Consider the following 19,727-nt stretch of genomic DNA (forward strand, 5'->3'; position numbering starts at 1 on the left):
TTCATTTGTTGTTTTTTATTTTATAAAATTCTCTGAAAGCCATAAAAAATAGATATCCCGATAAAATGAGCAAGGGGATGGCTCCCAATTGTTTATTATACAAAAAGAAGGTTGCAATGAGGCATGATAAAATCACTAAATAATGTATGTATTGTTTCATATGCAACCCTCCACTTCTTGTAAAACACATTATAGCCAATTTTCCTCCATAGATGATAGAATTTTGCAAAGTTTTTGTGAAAAAAATAAAAATTTATTATGTATATGTATAAGAAGAGGAAGCGCTCGAAATCGGGCAATTTCGAACGTTCCTCTTTCCATTCTTACCTTATCATATTTTATCTATTCTGATCCTATTTGTAAAAAATTCCTACTCGAAAGGTTACATATTTCTGCGGTATTGGCCGCCCACTTCATATAACGCTTTCGTAATTTGGCCGAGGCTTGCCACTTTGACCGTTTCCATCAATTCTTCAAAGATGTTCCCGCCGGACAAGGCCACTTCCTGGAGCCGTTTCAACGCCTTTTCGCATTCCCCTTTATGGCGTTCCTGGAAGGCTCTCAAGTTTTTGATTTGCTGTTCTTTTTCTTCCTTCGTCGCACGGGCCACTTCCAATTTGTCGATTTCTTCAATGGAAGCATTCGGATTGATGTACGTGTTCACGCCGATGATCGGCAGTTCGCCGGAATGCTTCAATTGTTCATAGTACATGGATTCTTCCTGGATTTTTCCGCGCTGATATTGCGTTTCCATCGCGCCAAGCACGCCGCCGCGGTCATTGATGCGCTCAAATTCTTCAAGCACTTTTTCTTCCACTAAATCCGTTAATTCTTCCACGATGAAGGAGCCTTGCAATGGATTTTCATTTTTGGATAAACCGTGCTCTTTCGTGATGATCATTTGGATGGCCATCGCTCTTCTTACGGATTCTTCCGTCGGTGTCGTAATCGCTTCGTCGTATGCGTTTGTATGCAGCGAGTTGCAGTTATCCTGCAATGCCATCAATGCTTGAAGCGTTGTCCGGATATCGTTGAAGTCGATTTCTTGCGCATGCAAGCTGCGGCCGGATGTTTGGATATGGTATTTCAATTTTTGGCTGCGTTCATTTGCACCGTATTTGTCGCGCATCACAATCGCCCAAATGCGGCGGGCCACCCGTCCGATCACCGTATATTCCGGATCAAGGCCGTTTGAGAAGAAGAAGGACAAATTCGGTGCAAAATCGTCAATGTGCATGCCGCGGCTCAAATAATATTCCACGTACGTAAAGCCGTTTGCCAGCGTAAAGGCCAATTGGGTAATCGGGTTGGCCCCCGCTTCCGCAATGTGATAGCCGGAGATGGATACAGAATAGTAGTTGCGCACTTTATTTTTAATAAAGTATTCCTGTATATCCCCCATCATGCGGAGGGCGAATTCCGTCGAGAAGATGCAAGTGTTTTGGCCTTGGTCTTCTTTCAGAATATCCGCCTGGACTGTTCCGCGGACGACTTGCAATGTTTTTTCCTTCACTTCCGTGAATTCTTCTAATGTCAAGATGCGGCCCAATTCTTTTTCTTTCTTCTTCACCTGTTGGTCAATGGCCGTGTTCATGAACATCGCCAAAAGAATCGGTGCCGGACCGTTGATCGTCATCGATACGGAAGTGGACGGGTCGCACAAGTCAAAGCCGTCGAACAGTTTTTTCATGTCATCCAATGTGCAGACGCTTACCCCGGATTCGCCGATTTTCCCGAAAATGTCCGGGCGCTCAGCCGGATCTTCCCCGTATAATGTGACGGAGTCGAAAGCCGTGGATAAACGTTTTGCCGGATCATCTTTGGATAAATAATGGAAACGTTTATTGGTGCGTTCCGGTGTCCCCTCTCCGGCAAATTGGCGTTTCGGATCTTCCCCTTGGCGTTTGAACGGGAATACCCCCGCTGTATACGGGAAGGAACCAGGCACATTTTCTTTATACACCCAGCGCAAAATTTCGCCATAATCTTTGAATTTCGGCAATGCCACTTTCGGTATTTTCGTTCCGGATAAAGAAGTCGTTGTGAGCAATGTACGGATTTCTTTATCCCGCACTTTTGTGACCATTTCATCCCCCGAGTAGGCTTCTTTCAGTTTCTCCCAGTTTTCCAAAATGCGTTTTGATTCCGGCGTCAGTTCATTTTTGATGCCTTCCGCCAATGATTCAAGGGATTTGATAAGAGCCGCATCCGGATTTTTCGCTTGAAGTTCTTTGATGGTTCCTTCGATTTGATAAAGTCTTGTGGCAAGCTCGGATTGTTGTTCCGCTTTCTTATGGTAGTTGCGGACCGTTTCGACGATTTCCCTTAAATAGAATCGGCGGTCATTTGGAATAATGACGTCCTGCTTTTCAGTAGTTGAAACGATTTCGTAAGAAGTTTGCCAATTGTAGCCGAATTTTTCATTGATTTTGTTGACAAGGGCTGCAAATAAAGCGTTTGTGCCTCTGTCGTTGAATTGGCTTGCGATTGTGCCGTAGATCGGCATTTCATCCAACTTTTGATCCCATAATTCATGCGCCCGCTGATATTGTTTTTGCACTTGGCGAAGGGCATCTTCGGAACCTTTTTTCTCGAATTTGTTGATGGCGATCAAGTCCGCGAAATCAATCATGTCGATTTTTTCCAATTGGGATGGTGCGCCGAATTCGCTTGTCATGACGTACATGGACAGGTCTGTATATTTCGTAATCTCCGCATCCCCTTGACCGATTCCGCTTGTTTCAACAAGAATCAAATCAAAGCCGGCCGCTTTCACCACATCCAAAATATCGCCGATCGCAGCGGATAGTTCCGAACGGGAACCGCGTGTTGCCAAGCTTCTCATGTAGACGCGCTTATCGAAAATGGCGTTCATGCGGATGCGGTCTCCAAGTAACGCACCGCCCGTTTTTTGTTTCGTCGGGTCAACGGAAATGATGGCGATTCGTTTATCCGGGAACTCCCTTAAGAATCTTCTCACCAGTTCATCCGTCAAGGAAGATTTTCCGGCTCCTCCTGTACCCGTAATGCCGACGACCGGAGTGCCTTTCGATCTTTGGCGCGCCCGTTTCAGCATTTCATCGATTTCCGGATCTCCACCGACTTCCGCTGCCGTAATCAAGTTCGCCAAAATTTCTGGACGGTCCGCCGACAACTCCTCAAGAAGCTCCAAGTAATTGCCTCTCAGTGTGGAGAAGTCCGCCCCTTTCATTTTCACGTTGATCATGCCTTGCAGTCCGAGGCGCAACCCGTCTTCCGGAGAGAAAATCCCTGCGATTCCATAGTCGTGAAGCTCTTTGATTTCCCTCGGCAAAATCACGCCTCCACCGCCGCCGTAAATCTTGATGTGGGGCGCCCCTTTTTCCTTCAGCAAGTCATACATATATTTGAAGTATTCCATGTGTCCGCCTTGGTAGGAAGACACCGCCACCGCTTGCACATCTTCCTGGATTGCGGCATTCACCACTTCTTCCACGGAGCGGTTATGCCCAAGATGAATGACTTCCGCTCCGCTTGCCTGAAGAAGTCTTCGGATAATGTTCACCGATACATCGTGTCCGTCGAACAGACTGGATGCCGTAACAAAACGGACATGATGTTTCGGACGATACACCTCTGTCTTCGGACGATCAATTTCCGTCTTTGAACGATTTGCCTTTGCTTGAACTTGAACCATATGATTAACCCCTTTCATTGAAAAATGAACAATATCCCCCAGTGATAAAACTTGCAAAACGTGTGCCGCAGGAAAACCCGCTTGAGAACAGCCAAGGTGATAAAAACACCGCTTTGCAGACGAAATGGTCGTATGCAATTAGCGGTGTTTTCCCTTATTAATCGCGAAAATGGAGAATCCCCTTCAAGAATAATCTCGTTTGCATGGCAATAAATTCTTCGATGGTGTATTCCTTATGGTACGCCCATTTTCGGAATGCCCAGCTTTGGCCTTGGATGACGAGATGGTTTGCCGCCAAATAGATTTCTTGATCCGTCAGCTCTATTTCCCCCGATTTTACGCAAGATTGCAAGATCTTCTCAAACAACGAAACCATCTCAAGCTCTTTCCCTAAAACATATTGCATCGCTTCCTTCGGCAATGATTTCGTTTCCTGATACATGACGGTGAATTCATCGATCATGCGATCAATCAACAGAAAATATTGCCGAATGGCTTCTTCCAATTCCTCCAAGGTTCCATTTTTCGTGGAAATCTCTTCCAAGCACTCGGTCACTTTGTTATAAATGTGGTCACAAACTAAGTAGAGCACATCTTCTTTTGTCCGGATGTATTCGTACAAGGTTCCTATACTAAACCCGGCAGCTTTGGCAATCTCCCTTGTCGTTGCGCGATGAAAGCCTTTTTCCTTAAATAATTTCACGCTCGCTTCAATGATTTGCTGGCGCCTTAATTCAATGAGGCCTTCATCTTTGACGGAAGTTTGTACGATAATTTTTTCCTTCTTGCTCATAGATTACTTCGTCAACATGCGAGAGATTACAAGTCTTTGAATCTCTTGCGTACCTTCATAGATTTGTGTGATTTTTGCATCCCGCATGAAGCGTTCCACTGGATATTCTTTTGTATAGCCATATCCGCCAAAGATTTGCACGGCTTCTGTCGTCACTTTCATCGCTGTGTCTCCCGCCATCAATTTCGCCATTGCGCTCGCTTTACCATAAGGCAAGCCGTTGGATTCCAGCCAAGCCGCCTGGTATGTGAGTAATCTTGATGCTTCAACAGCTGTAGCCATATCCGCCAATTTGAAAGAAACGCCTTGGTTTGCAACGATCGGTTTTCCGAATTGTTCGCGGTTTTTCGCATATTCAACGGCTGCATCCAACGCGCCTTGGGCAATTCCGACCGCTTGGGCAGCGATACCGTTCCGTCCTCCATCCAACGTTTGCATGGCGATTTTGAATCCTTGCCCTTCTTCTCCAAGCAAGTTTTCTTTTGGCACGCGGCAGTTGTCAAAGATGATTTCTGCAGTAGGTGACGAACGGATACCCATTTTATCTTCTTTTTTCCCTACTTGGAAACCTGGGAAGCTGGATTCGACGATGAACGCGCTAACCCCTCTCGTTTTCGCTTCCGGATTTGTCAATGCAAAGACGATATAGATGTCGGCAATGCCGCCGTTGGTGATGAAGATTTTGGAACCGTTGATGACATATTCATCCCCATCCAAAACAGCTGTCGTTCTCATGCCGCCCGCGTCACTGCCTGAACCCGGCTCAGTTAAGCAGTATGCGCCGATTTTTTTCCCTTCCGCCATCGGACGAAGGTATTTTTGCTTTTGTTCTTCCGTACCGAATTTGTAAACAGGCCAGCCGGCAAGGGATGTATGGGCAGATAAAGTTACCCCCGTGGATGCGCATACGCGGGACAATTCTTCCACCGCGATGACATAAGCCAAATAGTCAAAACCGGCACCGCCGTATTCTTCCGGCCAAGGAATTCCTGTAAGGCCAAGCTCCGCCATTTTATCCCAAATTTCTCTGTCAAAACGCGCTTCTTCATCACGTTCTTTTGCTGTTGGCGCAACTTCATTTTCTGCGAAATCTCTTATCATTTCCCGTAGTTGTTGGTGTTCTTCGGATAATTGGAAATTCATTCAAAGTCCTCCTTCATATTTCCGAGTGCCGGATACCCGGCACCCTTTCTTTCTCTATAAATGTTTGCTGATTACAATTCTTTGAATCTCGCTGGTGCCTTCATAGATTTCGGTAATCTTGGCGTCGCGGAAATAGCGTTCCACCGGATAGTCTTTTGTGTAACCATATCCGCCAAAAACTTGCACCGCTTCAATCGCCACTTCCCGCGCCGTTTGGGATGCAAACAGCTTCGCCATCGATGCTTCTTTGCTGCAAGGAAGCCCTTTTGAACGCAAATCCGCCGCACGGTACACAAGAAGTCTTGCCGCTTCCACCGCCGTTGCCATATCGGCGATCTTAAAGCCTACCCCTTGATTGGCAATGATCGGCTTTCCAAACTGATGGCGCTCATTGGCATACTGTACCGCCGCCTCCAAAGCCGCTTCCGCAATGCCAAGTGCTTGGGCTGCAATCCCGATGCGGCCCACATCCAAGTTCGCCATCGCGATTTTAAAGCCTTCCCCTTCTTCGCCGAGGCGGTTTTCTTCCGGCACTTCCATATTTTCAAAGCTCATTTCCACTGTTCTGGAACCATGCAGCCCCATTTTCTCTTCATCTTTCCCGATGATGAGGCCAGGTGTTCCTTTTTCGACAATGAAAGCCGTAACTCCTTTGGCACCTTTTGATGGATCCGTTTTGGCAAAGACGATATACACATCCGCTTCCCCGCCATTGGTGATGAAGATTTTTGAACCGTTGATGATGTATCGGTCGCCTTTTTTCTCAGCCCTTGTTCTTAGGGAAGCCGCGTCGCTTCCCGCCGATGGTTCTGTCAGGCAGAAGGCTCCCAAATACTCGCCTTTCGCCAACTTCGTAACATATTTCTGTTTCTGCTCTTCACTTCCAAAATAAAGAATCGGGTTTGTGCCTACGGAAGTGTGGACGGATAAAATCACACCGATAACCGCGCTCACTTTGGAGAGCTCGTTGATGGCGATGATGTAGGAAGTGAAGTCCATCCCTGAACCGCCATACGATTCCGGAACGGTGATTCCCATCAACCCGAGTTCTGCCATCTTGTTCAAAACAGGCCTCGGGAACTCCCCCGCTTCCATTCTTTCAACGAACGGCGCAATCTCCTTTTGCGCAAAATCACGAACCATATCACGCATCATCAGTTGTTCTTCGCTGAAGTTCAGATTCATCCGCTTCCACTCCTTATTCGTAAGTGTAGAAGCCACGGCCTGTTTTCTTGCCTAACCAACCGGCCGCCACGTATTTACGGAGCAGAGGACAAGGACGGTATTTGCTGTCTCCCAATCCTTCATGCAAGATTTCCATAATGTACAAGCATGTATCCAATCCGATGAAATCCGCCAGTTGCAGCGGGCCCATTGGGTGGTTCATGCCCAGTTTCATAACCGTATCAATCGCTTCTTTTGTTGCAACCCCTTCATACAATGCATAAATCGCTTCATTGATCATTGGAAGAAGGACACGGTTTGATACGAATCCTGGAAAATCGTTCACTTCCACCGGTGTTTTGCCCAAATCAACGGACATTTGTTCAACGGTTTTATATACTTCATCAGCTGTTGCAAGGCCACGGATGATTTCCACAAGCTTCATGACAGGCACCGGATTCATGAAGTGCATGCCGATCACTTTTTCAGGGCGTTTTGTCACCGCCGCAATTTCCGTAATTGGAAGGGATGAAGTATTCGTTGCAAGAATGGCATGTTCTGGTGCGATTTCATCCAGTTGTTTAAAAATCGATTGCTTGATTTCCATGTTTTCAACAGCCGCTTCGATGACGATGTCCACGTCATGGGCATCTTCCAGGCTGAGCGATTTTGTAATCCGATTTAAAATCGCTTCTTTTTCCTCTTCCGTTTTGCGTCCCTTCTCCACATCACGGGACAAGTTTTTCGTAATTGTCGCAAGACCTCTCTCAAAAAATTCCTCTTTAATGTCGTTCAGTTTTACTTCAAATCCTGCTGTTGCGCAAACTTGTGCGATGCCGGAACCCATTTGTCCAGCGCCTACAACCATTACTTTCTGAATTGCCATATCGTATCCCCCATTTATGTGAAATTAATTTTTTGGCACTTCCACCATGATGGCATCCCCTTGGCCACCGCCGGAGCAAATGGCCGCAATGCCGATTCCTCCGCCACGGCGTTTCAATTCATAGCAGAGAGTCAAGATGATTCTTGCTCCTGAAGCGCCGATCGGATGGCCCAATGCAACCGCTCCTCCGTTGACATTGACTTTGTCCGGATCAAGCCCTGCAATTTGGTTGCTGACAAGGGCCACGGCCGCAAAGGCTTCATTAATTTCAATCAAGTCCACTTCTTCAATCGACTTGTTTGTTTTCTTCAGAATTTCCTGGATCACAAGTCCTGGCGTTTGCGGGAAGTTTTCCGGCTCAACAGCCACTTCCGCATGGGCGAGCACATAAGCAAGTGGTGTACGTCCTTCTTCTTTCGCTTTCTTTTCGCTCATCAATACAAGCGCACAGGCACCATCGTTTACTCCCGGCGCATTTCCGGCGGTGATGGACCCGTCTTTGTCAAAAGCAGGACGCAGCTTTGCTAGCGCTTCCAAAGATGTATCTCTGCGTGGCGCTTCATCTTCCTTCACGATGATGGTCTCTTTGCGCGTGCGCACTTCCACAGGAACGATTTCCTCGGCAAATTTCCCCTCATCCATCGCTTCAATTGCCCGCTTGTGGCTTCTGAATGCCCAAGCATCCTGTTCTTCCCTTGAAATGTTGAAATCTTTCGCTGTGCTGTTTCCGTATGTTCCCATATGGACTTTCTCCGGATGGAAAGAACAAGATAAACCGTCATACACCATGCCATCAATGACAGAGGCGTCTCCCATTCTTAATCCCCATCTGGCTTTTGGCAAATAATACGGAGCATTGGACATGGATTCCATACCGCCGGCAACGATCACTTCTTCTTCCCCAAGACGGATCAATTGGTCTGCAAGGGTCACGCTTCTCATCCCCGAAGCGCATACTTTGTTGATCGTTTCCGTTTTCACAGACCATGGAATGCCCGCTTTGTTGGCTGCCTGGCGGGAAGGAATTTGGCCTTGCCCCGCTTGCAGAACCGTTCCCATAATGACTTCATCCACCTGATCCGGTTGAACAGCCGCCCGTTTCAATGCTTCTTTAATGGCGATACCGCCAAGATCGGAAGCGGAAAGTGACGATAAAGCGCCTCCAAATTTTCCGAAAGGCGTTCTTGCCCCTTCTAAAATGACTGATTTCAAAAATTCCACCCCTTTGTTTAAACGTACCTTTCTCCGATTCAACGAATCAAAAAATAGAAATAAATTACAAAAAAGAGAAAATAAATAATTAATCGAGTGAACGCTCGCTCGGTATTAATTTAAGAAAAAACGGAGCCGTTTAGAACTCCTTTTCGTTGCCTTCCTTTCTATTTTACTGAAATTATAGAAGATTAGCAATTCTATTTTTCTTATTTTTCAAACAATTTATTATTTTAGTATATTATTCCCATTTCCGCTGACTATTGTTGCAGAAAGTCAACTTTGATCCTCACCCTATGCAAAAAAACGCATCGTCCAGTTTCATTTGAAAAGAGCGAATGGGGAAATCTTCCGTTTCCTCCATCCACTCTTACCGCTTATTGCAATTCTACAGTTTCTTCCTCCACAGCAACTGTTTCTTCTGCTGCTTCTTCTTTCACTCTTTCGCCAAAAACAGAGCGTTCCAACAATTCGCACACATCATATGTTTTCACTTGATCTTCCACTTCTTTTGCTTTCGTACCGTCTGTAAGCATCGTCAAGCAGTACGGGCATCCCGCTGAAATGACGGATGCGTTTGTGGCAAGGGCCTGTTCCGTACGGGCCACATTGATGCGGTTACCCACACGGTCTTCCATCCACATGAGTCCTCCACCGGCACCGCAGCACATCGCTGTTTCGCGGTTGCGTTCCATTTCAACCAACTGCACGCCAGGAATGGATTTTAAAATTTCCCGCGGTGCATCATACACGTTGTTGTAGCGGCCCAAATAGCAGGAATCATGGAAGACGATCGTTTCATCCACACGGTGGTTCAACACCAATTTTCCTTCTTGGATCAACTTGTACAACAATTCCGTATGGTGGTACACTTCCCCTTCCCATCCGAAATCTTTGTACTCGTTTTTGAAAATGTTGTATGCGTGCGGATCGATGGTCACGATCTTTTTCACGTCATATTTTTCGAATTCGCTGATGTTTTCTTGCGCCAATTCTTGGAATAAGAATTCGTTTCCAAGGCGTCTTGGCGTATCGCCGGAGTTTTTCTCTTTGTTACCCAAAATGGCAAACTTCACGCCTGCCGCATTTAATAGGCGGGCAAAAGATAACGCGATTTTTTGTGAACGGTTGTCGAATGAACCCATGGAACCGACCCAGAATAAATATTCGAAACCTTCACCGGATTTTTTGGCTTCTTTGACTGTCGGAATATGGACTGTCGGATCAAGATCGCGCCAGTTTTCCTTTTCTTTGCGGTTCAGACCCCATGGATTTCCTTGGCGTTCAATATTGTTCAATGCGCGTTGGGCATCCGGATTGATTCTTCCTTCCGTCATCGTTAAATAACGGCGCAAATCGATAATTTTATCCACATGCTCGTTCATGACCGGACATTGATCTTCACAGTTCCGGCAAGTTGTGCAAGCCCAAATTTCTTCTTCTGTAATGACATCGCCGATCAAAGAAGGCGAATAGATTTCTTCAATGTTTGCACCTTCCGCGCCTGCCGCCATAGCCAATTGGTTCCCTTTTGTCTGATTCCAAACAAATGTCGGCACCCATGGCTTTTTCTTCGTCACCACCGCACCGGTATAAGTCAAATGGTCACGCAATTTGACGATCAGATCCATTGGCGAAAGCATTTTTCCTGTGCCGGTTGCCGGGCACATATTCGTACAGCGTCCGCACTCCACGCAAGAATATAAATCCAACAATTGAATGCGGGTAAAATCTTGAATTTTTCCAACCCCGAAGGATTCCGCTTCTTCTTCCGCTTCAAAGTCGATTTTGCGAAGACGGCCCGCTTTTCCGGCTCTTTTAAAGAAGGCGCCGATTGTGACAAACACTTCATGGAATTGCTTGGATTGGGGCACAAATACCAGGAATGTGAACACCGCAAGCATATGCACCCACCAGAATGCATAAAAGAGCGCATTCGCCACATCCGGGCTCAAGCCGCCAAAAATCAGCGCAATGAAACCTGAAAACGGAGCAATCACAAAGTTCGGTTCATCTCCATGGGCCACCGTTTCAAAGCCCAAAGCAAGGAAAATGGAAATACATAATGTGATCAGTGCAATATAGACGAAAGCGGCTTTCTTATCCCGTTTCCATTGCAAGCGCGTGAGCTTTTCGCCATAACGGCGATAAGCGGCGTAAATCAACGCACATAGCATGAAAAACATGGTCCACTCTTGCATGAAAGTGAAAAATTCATGAAAACTGCCCAGAGGGAATGTATAGCCTGGAACATAACCTTTTATAATTAATTCAATTAATCCCAACTGAATGATAAAGAATGCATAAAACAAAACAAGGTGCATGATACCGCTTTTACGATCTTTGAACAACTTGTTTTGTCCAAGCACATTGACCCAGAAATTTTCGAATCGATCTTTAAAACTCAAATTCAACTCTTCCGGTTTTCCGAGCTTGATATATTGTAATCTCGTAATTACTGCATATGCAAACAAAGAAACCGCATACACGACAACGGCGATGAATAATATCAAGTTCGCCAGCAATAGACCATTCATTTCTACTCCCCCCTAGTATTATTGCTTGAACACATCCCTCTTACTTTATCCGTTTATATGCTTCATTTTAAAATATGAATGAGCATTCAGTCAACAACTATTCGAAAATTTCTAAATTTTTCGCTGTTTGAAATTATCATACTATAAAATTTATATTAATTACATATGATAAATCTGGAAGGTTCATTAAAGAAACAGCAAAAATCACCGATATTCGCGCGTAAATGAGAAAAATCCGGGCAAATTCACACCAAAGAATGCCCGGATTTTCTTTCTCAGTATCATCTAAACACGTCTCCGCCCCGGATATACTCCACATCATTCACGTTCAACCGGAAATTCACGGCACGGGCGGCCACAAAAAAGTAGTCCGATAGACGGTTTAAATATTTTTGAATCACTCCTGGCACTTCTTCTTCCTCATTCATCAACTTCACCACTTGGCGCTCAGCCCGTCTCGTCACCGTGCGCGCAATATGGAGCGTCGCTGCTGCCGGTGACCCTCCCGGCAATATGAAACGCTTCAAAGGCGGCAATTCTTCGGAAAGCGCATCGATGCGTTTTTCCAGCGCCTCCACAGAAGCTTCCTGCAATTTATACTTTCTCTCTTTCATCACGTTGGCCAAATCTCCGCCGCAATCAAAAAGTTCATGTTGGATTGTTTCAAGATCTCCGAGGATATCTTTGAATTTGCCGGGATCCAATTCCGTCACCGCTTTTCCAATAAAGGAATTCAATTCATCGATTGTTCCATAAGCTTCCACCCGGAGATGATCTTTGGAAACACGTCCTCCAATCAAACTCGTTTTTCCTTGATCCCCTGTTTTCGTGTAAATTTTCATTGTTCCATCTCCCTTTTGTAAATTTGAATGGCTTCCACCGTCGCTTCATAAACCCCTTTGCCGATCATTTTTCCGACTTCTGTAAGAGGTCCCGCATATTGCATATATTCCCCCTGTTGCGTTGCGGCAATAAGGAGACTGTCCGTCGGTGTTCCTGTGGCAATGGTGTTCGATAATTTATCCATGACATTTTCAGATTGAAGGGCTTTCGATTTCGCTTCCGTTGCGGTCATCATCCCCTGCACGAAGGCTTCATCGGACAATTTCCCATTGATGACCACCCATGTATTGATGGTGCCGATAGGTTGAAATGCCTTCCGTTCGTATGCATGGGAAACATCGATGGCATTGCCCACGCCGGCCGTCACAATGACGATCAAGCTTCCGAAAGATGCAGGGTATTCTTTCATCACCGCTTTTTTCGTATCCACCGCCGTCATCATTCCCACTGTATTCGTCGGGGAAAACCCATGATGAACGATATAATGCAGAAATTCATTTTTTACATTTTCGATATCGTACTCGGGCGGAACCGTCCGATTGATGAATGCCCTGTACCATCCAAGACCGGCATTATGCACCGCGGAAGACAGCACTTTTAAAGGAAAATCCGCAATGAAGGCGATGTAATCATCACCCTTTTGTATATTGGATAAAGAAACCATTTTTTCCTTCGTCTGTTCATCAAAATCCGGCAAAATGGACATTTGCGGTTTCGGCTTCTCCGGATGGGCTTGCGTTGATATGCGCGCATCATACACTTCCATGATTTGCCGATCAATAATGACTTCATGGGGCTCGCCATATGCCCTTACCCTTCCCGCTTCCATCAATAGCAAATGGTCGCAATAGAGGGACGCCAAATTGATATCATGAAAAACCGCAACAACGGTCAATCCATTTTCCGTCACTTCCCGGCGAATCATATCCAATATTTGTTTTTGGTGGGCGATATCCAGGTGGTTTGTCGGTTCATCCAATATGAGCAGCCGGGAAGATTGGGCCAAAGCCTGGGCAATGAACACCCGCTGCCTTTCCCCGCCGGATAAAAACTCCAAATTCTTATCTGCATATTTCAATACATCCGTCAGTTCCATCGCTTTTTGGACCGCTTTTTCGTCCTCCTCCGACCAGCTGGAGAAAAATCCGGACTGATGAGGATAACGGCCGATTTCAACGGTTTCCCGGACGGTCGTCGAAAAGGCGTTGCTTTGTATTTGCGGCAACACCGTCATCTTTTTCGCCAGTTCCCGGGAAGAAAGCTTTTCGATGGACACATCATCAATGGCGACCGTTCCTGAAGATGGTTTCAAAATGCCGCTGATCATTTTGATCAGAGTGGACTTCCCACACCCGTTCGGACCCAGTATGCCGAGGAACTCCCCTTGATTCACTTGAAAGGACACATCATGAATAATCGGGGTTTGATGATAGCCGCCGGAAATATGTTCTACCTTCAGCACCCGTATCCCCCCTCACTACTTTCGTCGCTGTTTAAAGAATATATAAGCAAACACCGGTGCACCGATAAAGGCGGTGACCACGCCGATCGGCAATTCCTGCGGCGCCACAATGGTCCGGGACACCAAATCGCAGACAATCAACAATGTCGCGCCATTCAAAAACGATAGCGGCAACAGATGGCGGTGATCCGTTCCCCAAACCATCCGGGTGATGTGCGGCACCACCAAACCGACAAACCCGATTGTTCCCGAAACGCTGACAGCGGCTCCCGTCAACACGGATCCGCCAATCAGCACGGCATATTTTCTCCGGACGACATTCACGCCTAGGGAAGTCGCCCGCTCATCTCCATACATCATCACGTTCAATTCTCTCCGGTTGAACCATAAAATCGCCGAACCGAGAATCAAAAAAGGAACGAGTATGTATACATAAGACCACCCGCGCATGGCCACACTTCCAAGCAGCCAGCCCACAACGGCCTTCAATTCTTCATGGGACAAGGCGGTCAATAAGGAAATGCAGGAGGACAAAAAGGAGCTGAAAATGACTCCCGTCAATATCAGGGTTTCCATTTTCATCGATTTATCGACAAGGCGCGCAAAAGCGATGACGACCAACAGTGTGATAAAGGCCCCAAGTATCCCAAACATGGCGAGGGTATAGGAACCGAGCATCGGCAAGGAGATGCCGAAAAAAATCGTGGAGATTGCCCCGACCGAAGCACCCGATGAAACGCCGATCGTATACGGATCCGCCAACGGATTTCTTAACAATCCCTGGAAGGCTGCCCCGGCAATGGCAAGGGACGCGCCGACAAGCCCGGCAAGCATCACGCGGGGCATGCGGATATTCCATAAAATGCTGTAAGCTCTGGGATTGCTTTCTTGATCCCATAAAGCGGAAAAGGGAATGTCGACAGTGCCAACCGATATGCCAAGCCAGATGCTCACCAATAATAGAAGAAAAGTGGAACCATATGCGAGAAACATCTTTTTCTTCATTCCACATCCTCTGCCCACTTCAAATAGTTAAGAAAAGTTTCCATATTTCCTCCATTGAACTCTTCATTAAAAATAAACATCTCCCGCAACCAACGAGAAATGCAACCCTTTTTTCTGACTACATAATGTTTCAAAATGTTCAATATTTTTTATTATAGCGAATTCCCAATCAAATCATAGGTTGAATATGAAAAATAAGAAAAAACGCCCTCAAAACTTCCAATTGAGGGCGTTTCTCCTTTAGATTTCATAATCGAAGGAACCTGGCAATACGCGGCGCAAGAATTGTTTCGTTCTGGCCTCTTTCGGCGCAACAAAGATGTCATGAGGCGTCCCTTCTTCCACAATCACTCCGCCGTCCATGAAAATCACCTTGTTCGCCACATCTTTGGCAAAGCCCATTTCGTGGGTCACAACAAGCATCGTCGTGCCTTCTTTTGCAATTTCCTTCATCGTATTCAGCACTTCTCCAACAAGTTCCGGGTCAAGGGCGGAAGTCGGCTCGTCAAATAGGATGATGTCCGGGTTCAACGCAACGGCACGGGCGATTCCGACCCGTTGTTGCTGGCCTCCTGACAGCTGGCTTGGATAATAGTCGTATTTATCGGATAACCCCACTTTATCCAATGCTTTTTTCGCCATTTCCCGCGCTTGTTGTTTCGGCACTTTGCGGGCAACGACCAATCCTTCCATGACATTTTCAATGGCCGTTTTATTATTGAATAAATTGTAGTTTTGGAAGACGAAAGCCGTTTTTTTCCGCACCTCTTGCACTTCTTTTTTCTTCGCATGTTTCAAATCCACTTCCAGATCCCCGTATTTTGCCGTTCCCTGATCCGCTCTTTCCAAAAAGTTGATGCATCTGAGCAGCGTCGTTTTCCCGGAACCGCTCGGGCCAAGGATGACGACCACGTCCCCTTTATTGATCGTCAAATCTACCCCTTTTAATATTTCGTTTTTTCCAAAGGATTTATGGATTCCTCTAATTTCCAGCATATTGTGCCTCCTTTAAACGCTTGCCACTTTGTATCGGCTCAATCGTTTTTCTAAATACTTGAACAATTGTTCAACGGCAATACAAAGGATCAAATAGACGATGAAAATGTCGATGTATGCTTCCAAATAGTTATAGCCGAAGTTGGCCGCCACTTTTGCCTTTAACGTGATCTCCTGCAAGGAAATGGCATACCCCAATGAGGTAGCTTTAATCAAGTTTACTGTCGTTGTCGCAAGATTCGGCAATGCGGAGACAAGAGCCTGGGGGATGATGATTCTCCGGTATGCCTGGGCTGTCGTGAGCCCCACTGAATACGCCGCTTCCAATTGCCCCTTCTCCACCGTCGATAATGCGGAGCGGAACACTTCTATTAGTACGGCGGATTTATTGAAAGCGAAAATCACGAAGGCATACCAGATTGGATGAATCTTATACACTTCATAATCGATGCCGTATTTTTCAAAGGTCATATTTAAAACAATCGGAATAAAGCTATATAAAACAAAGATTTGTATAATCACAGGCGTGCCCCGGACGAAAGAAACATAGATTTTTGCCAGCTGATTCAAAACGGGAATCTTATTGATTCTCGTCAATGCAAGCAAAAATCCCACCGGCAATGCAATCAACAAGGAAACAATGGTCACAAGCAATGCCACTGGCACCCCGGACAAGGCAACAAAAAATGTATCAACGAGAAATTCCATATCCAGCATCCGCTCTCCACCTCCTACGATGCTTTAATTGAACGCGAACCTTTGCTGAACGCTTTTTCTAAAAGGTCAAATACTTTTTCAATGACGATCGAAATCACCCAATAAATGACGGCTAAAGCGATGTAAATTTCCAGTGCATGGGAATTGAAGTTGCTGGAAATAATGAGATTCGCTTTCCCCACAATATCGATGAATCCGATGGTATACGCCAATGCCCCTTCTTGCAAGATGGCAATGAGGCCATTTCCGAAGTTTGGAAGGGCTACGACAAAAGCTTGGGGGAAGATGATCCGTCTGTAAGCTTGCCAAGGCGTTAACCCCACACTTACTGCCGCTTCAAACTGTCCTTTATCAATGGCCAGGATGGCGGAACGGATCACTTCCGACATCATCGCCGCAAATTGCAGGGAGAATGTGATGACAACAAACACCCCTGTGTAAATATCCTGCAAATGAATGTGAAACAATGCTTCCGATAAGAAAGGAACACCGTAGTAAACAAGGAACAACAGCACGATGGAAGGGGTGCAACGCATAACCGTTGTATAACCATGGGCAACGATCTGCAACATTTTGCTTTTCCCCATTTTCATAAAGGCCAGCAACAAACCGAGCAAAGTGCCAAATAGCACCGCCAATCCCGCCACCGCAAAAGTGATTTTCAAGTAGGGCAAGAGTTGAGGAAAAGCTCCCCATAAATAATCGATATCAAAGTACTTTTCAAAAAACATCCTTTCACCCCTATCGACTTAAAAAATAAGGCTGTAAGGTGATCTACCCAACAGCCCATCACGAGTTATTTAGACTCAGCTTCCACTTTTTTCAGCACTTCAAATAAGTCGCGGCCATAATGTTTTACCATCAATTTATTGAGTGCATCCGTTTGTTTGATTTCTTTTACCGCTTCATCAAAAGCATTTGCCAATTCTTGTTGGTTTTTGTTAAACAGCGTCCAAGTTTTAATCACTGTAAATTCGTTATATACCAATTCATCTTTCAAATTATGATATGGACCTTCCGGATCGTTTATTTGTTTGTCGACCACCGGCTCCAAAGCAATTCCGCCATCTGCACGTCCTTCATTCACCCATTGCACAACATCCACAGCAAACGTATCGCCTGCCACCAATTTCACTGGATTGTCAGGATGTTCTTCGTTGTATTTCGCCACCACTGTGTATTGGGCATTATTGGCGGCAATCGGCGCAAGTTCCAAACCGGCAGCTGCAAAATCGGATAAATCTTTAATATTGGCATTTTCTTTTTTCAACAATAGACCAACGCTGCTGAGTCCTGTAAATTCTTTAGGGAAAATGTATTTTTCCGCTCTTTCATCCGTATAGAAAATGTTTTTGACACCCAAATCATATTTGCCTTGTTCGACCCCGATGAGTAGATCGTCATCTGTTGTTCCGATATATTCAAATTCATAGTCTTCCAGTTTTTCATCCACTAGTCTCAACATATCCAATTCATAGCCGGCAGGATTGCCTTTTTCATCTTGGTATGTAATCGGCTTCCAGGAAATTGCATAGGCCACTTTTACTTTTTTCACATCTGAACCGGATTCTTCCGCTTTTTTATTTTCCGAATCGGAAGCATCTTCTCCTCCGCAGGCAGCCAGTGAAGCCGCAAGTAAACCGATAGCCCCTAATTTCAATAATTTTTTCAACTTCATTGTTGATTCCTCCTAATTATGATTAAATTTATAATTTTAATGCTGATTCCGCCAATTTTTTTATTGTCAAATCATCCATAGGCGGATTATGAAGACCTGCGCGGACATCGCGATAATAGCGCTGCAACGGATTGTTGCGCTGCAAGCTTTTTGCCCCCACAACTCTCATCGCTTTGTCGACGATGGCAATCGCATTATTGGTTACCGTATATTTGGCAACATTCACCGCATTGACGATGTTGCCCGCCTCTTGTGCAGCAAGATTTCCTTTGTTGATTAATTCGATATAGCTTTGGGCTGCGCCGTAAAGGGTGAAGCGTGCTTGTGCAAGAAGCAAATCGATTTCCCCGATAAGTGATTGCACATTCGGCAAAGTGGCAATGGTTCCTTGAATGCTGTTTGGCGAATGTTGGTTGGCAAATTCCACCGCATAGTCGCGGGCCGCCTGGGCGATGCCGAGATAAGTTGCCGGAATGATCAACAACCAGCCATTCAATTTAAATCCCGTTTGGTAATTCGGAATTTCCACCAGGTCGGATTCATCCACTTCCACATTTTCCAATACCAAATCATGGCTTCCCGTCGCTTTCATGGCAACGGTATCCCATGTTTCCTCGATGGATAGCCCTGCTGCATCTTTATGGATTAAAAAGTTTCCGGTGCTTTCAATCTCCGGAATCCAAGCGGTCACCAAAAAATAATCCAATTCCGGCGAACAAGTGGCATAGGCTTTGCGGCCGTTGATGACCCACTTATTGCCCTTTTTCACAGCGCTCGTTCCGGGACGTCCTCCGCGGATCGGGCTCCCTGTGATGACTTCGCTGACGATTTTGTTGATGATCGCCCCTTTTGCCACAGCTTCCGCAAATTCATCCAGTTTCTCTTTTGGCCAGCTTTTCGTTTCGTAAACATCCCCTACCGTAAGCAGCGTCCAACCGATGGAAAGGGCTGTGCTTCCATCATAAGTGCCCAAGGTTTCTTGCAGTAAGATGGCATCATAAATGTTGAATCCATCACCGCCATATTCTTTTGGGAGCGTCACTTTTGTATAACCAATTTCACGCAATTTGTTTATATTGTCATGGGGGAAAAGCGATTGTTCATCGTTTACTTGGGCGCGTTCTTTAATAGGCAGCTCCAATGTTTTCAATTTTTCCAACCATTTCCGTTGTTCTTCCGTTTTGATAAATAGTTCTTTCACGGAAATTTTCACAACCTTTCAATAAGAAAAGGAATTTAACTAATCCAATAAATATGATTAAATTACTATGATATGATTCTACATTTTTCGACTTTATTAGTCAATAACATATTCTGAGTTTTTTAGTTGGAATTGTTTTTCTCGAAAAAACCTATTTTTTCGTGATAAGACGGGAAAATTTTCCTCTGCCAACTAAATACCAACTTTATAGGTTGGAATTGTTTATCATTTTACTGGACCGCATTTTCCTTGTCAATATAAACCTTATAATTTTAATAAGAATTATAAGATCGAGTAGGAGGGAGCGATTAACTCCCGTCCTCTCACACCACCGTACGTACGGTTCCGTATACGGCGGTTCAATTAAGATAATTGACGCAAGTTTTCATAACGAGCTTCAAGACTTTCCAACCC

Annotated in this window: 15 protein-coding genes; all 15 read right to left on the reverse strand. The window is 45.5% G+C overall.

The window, feature by feature from the left end:
* Nucleotides 1–382 precede the first annotated feature (382 nt).
* The 15 genes from icmF to ACFPOH_RS08385 all read right to left on the reverse strand — a co-directional run bounded on the left by icmF (nucleotide 383) and on the right by ACFPOH_RS08385 (nucleotide 19,313).
* Complete coding sequence (gene icmF, locus ACFPOH_RS08315; protein ID WP_390309388.1) at nucleotides 383–3,676, reverse strand: fused isobutyryl-CoA mutase/GTPase IcmF; 3,294 nt, start codon at nucleotides 3,674–3,676, stop codon at nucleotides 383–385.
* Between the two features lie 157 nt (nucleotides 3,677–3,833).
* Nucleotides 3,834–4,469 (reverse strand): TetR/AcrR family transcriptional regulator, encoded by a 636-nt coding sequence (locus tag ACFPOH_RS08320; protein ID WP_342580899.1) that lies wholly within the window; start codon nucleotides 4,467–4,469, stop codon nucleotides 3,834–3,836.
* 3 nt (nucleotides 4,470–4,472) lie between these two features.
* The gene (locus ACFPOH_RS08325; RefSeq protein ID WP_342470346.1) at nucleotides 4,473–5,612 is read right to left on the reverse strand and encodes an acyl-CoA dehydrogenase; all 1,140 of its coding nucleotides are present in this window, start codon (nucleotides 5,610–5,612) and stop codon (nucleotides 4,473–4,475) included.
* Nucleotides 5,613–5,666: 54 nt separating this feature from the next.
* Nucleotides 5,667–6,797 (reverse strand): acyl-CoA dehydrogenase, encoded by a 1,131-nt coding sequence (locus ACFPOH_RS08330; protein ID WP_390309390.1) that lies wholly within the window; start codon nucleotides 6,795–6,797, stop codon nucleotides 5,667–5,669.
* 13 nt (nucleotides 6,798–6,810) lie between these two features.
* Nucleotides 6,811–7,662, reverse strand: a complete 852-nt coding sequence (locus ACFPOH_RS08335) for a 3-hydroxybutyryl-CoA dehydrogenase (protein WP_342580897.1) — start codon at nucleotides 7,660–7,662, stop codon at nucleotides 6,811–6,813.
* A gap of 24 nt (nucleotides 7,663–7,686) precedes the next feature.
* Entirely contained in the window at nucleotides 7,687–8,874 is a 1,188-nt protein-coding gene (locus ACFPOH_RS08340) for an acetyl-CoA C-acetyltransferase (protein ID WP_390309391.1), read from the reverse strand.
* A gap of 377 nt (nucleotides 8,875–9,251) precedes the next feature.
* Nucleotides 9,252–11,411, reverse strand: coding sequence for a (Fe-S)-binding protein (locus tag ACFPOH_RS08345; RefSeq protein ID WP_342580895.1), 2,160 nt, complete (start codon nucleotides 11,409–11,411; stop codon nucleotides 9,252–9,254).
* 281 nt (nucleotides 11,412–11,692) lie between these two features.
* Entirely contained in the window at nucleotides 11,693–12,253 is a 561-nt protein-coding gene (locus ACFPOH_RS08350; RefSeq protein ID WP_342470351.1) for a cob(I)yrinic acid a,c-diamide adenosyltransferase, read from the reverse strand.
* A complete protein-coding gene (locus tag ACFPOH_RS08355) occupies nucleotides 12,250–13,716 on the reverse strand; it encodes an adenosylcobinamide amidohydrolase (protein ID WP_390309392.1) in 1,467 nt (488 codons plus the stop codon). Before ACFPOH_RS08355 ends, ACFPOH_RS08350 begins: the two co-directional genes overlap by 4 nt.
* A gap of 15 nt (nucleotides 13,717–13,731) precedes the next feature.
* Entirely contained in the window at nucleotides 13,732–14,721 is a 990-nt protein-coding gene (locus ACFPOH_RS08360; protein ID WP_342580893.1) for a FecCD family ABC transporter permease, read from the reverse strand.
* A gap of 240 nt (nucleotides 14,722–14,961) precedes the next feature.
* Entirely contained in the window at nucleotides 14,962–15,717 is a 756-nt protein-coding gene (locus ACFPOH_RS08365) for an amino acid ABC transporter ATP-binding protein (RefSeq protein ID WP_342470354.1), read from the reverse strand.
* 12 nt (nucleotides 15,718–15,729) lie between these two features.
* Nucleotides 15,730–16,434: an amino acid ABC transporter permease gene (locus tag ACFPOH_RS08370; RefSeq protein ID WP_390309393.1), complete on the reverse strand. Its 705-nt coding sequence runs from the start codon at nucleotides 16,432–16,434 to the stop codon at nucleotides 15,730–15,732.
* Nucleotides 16,435–16,448: 14 nt separating this feature from the next.
* Nucleotides 16,449–17,165 (reverse strand): amino acid ABC transporter permease, encoded by a 717-nt coding sequence (locus tag ACFPOH_RS08375; RefSeq protein WP_342470356.1) that lies wholly within the window; start codon nucleotides 17,163–17,165, stop codon nucleotides 16,449–16,451.
* Between the two features lie 65 nt (nucleotides 17,166–17,230).
* Nucleotides 17,231–18,112, reverse strand: coding sequence for a transporter substrate-binding domain-containing protein (locus tag ACFPOH_RS08380; protein WP_342580891.1), 882 nt, complete (start codon nucleotides 18,110–18,112; stop codon nucleotides 17,231–17,233).
* 28 nt (nucleotides 18,113–18,140) lie between these two features.
* On the reverse strand, nucleotides 18,141–19,313 hold the full coding sequence (locus ACFPOH_RS08385; RefSeq protein ID WP_390309394.1) for an acyl-CoA dehydrogenase family protein: 1,173 nt from the start codon (nucleotides 19,311–19,313) through the stop codon (nucleotides 18,141–18,143).
* Between the last annotated feature and the right edge of the window lie 414 nt (nucleotides 19,314–19,727).

This window comes from Ureibacillus suwonensis (assembly GCF_042655065.1).
GTDB lineage: Bacteria > Bacillota > Bacilli > Bacillales_A > Planococcaceae > Ureibacillus > Ureibacillus suwonensis.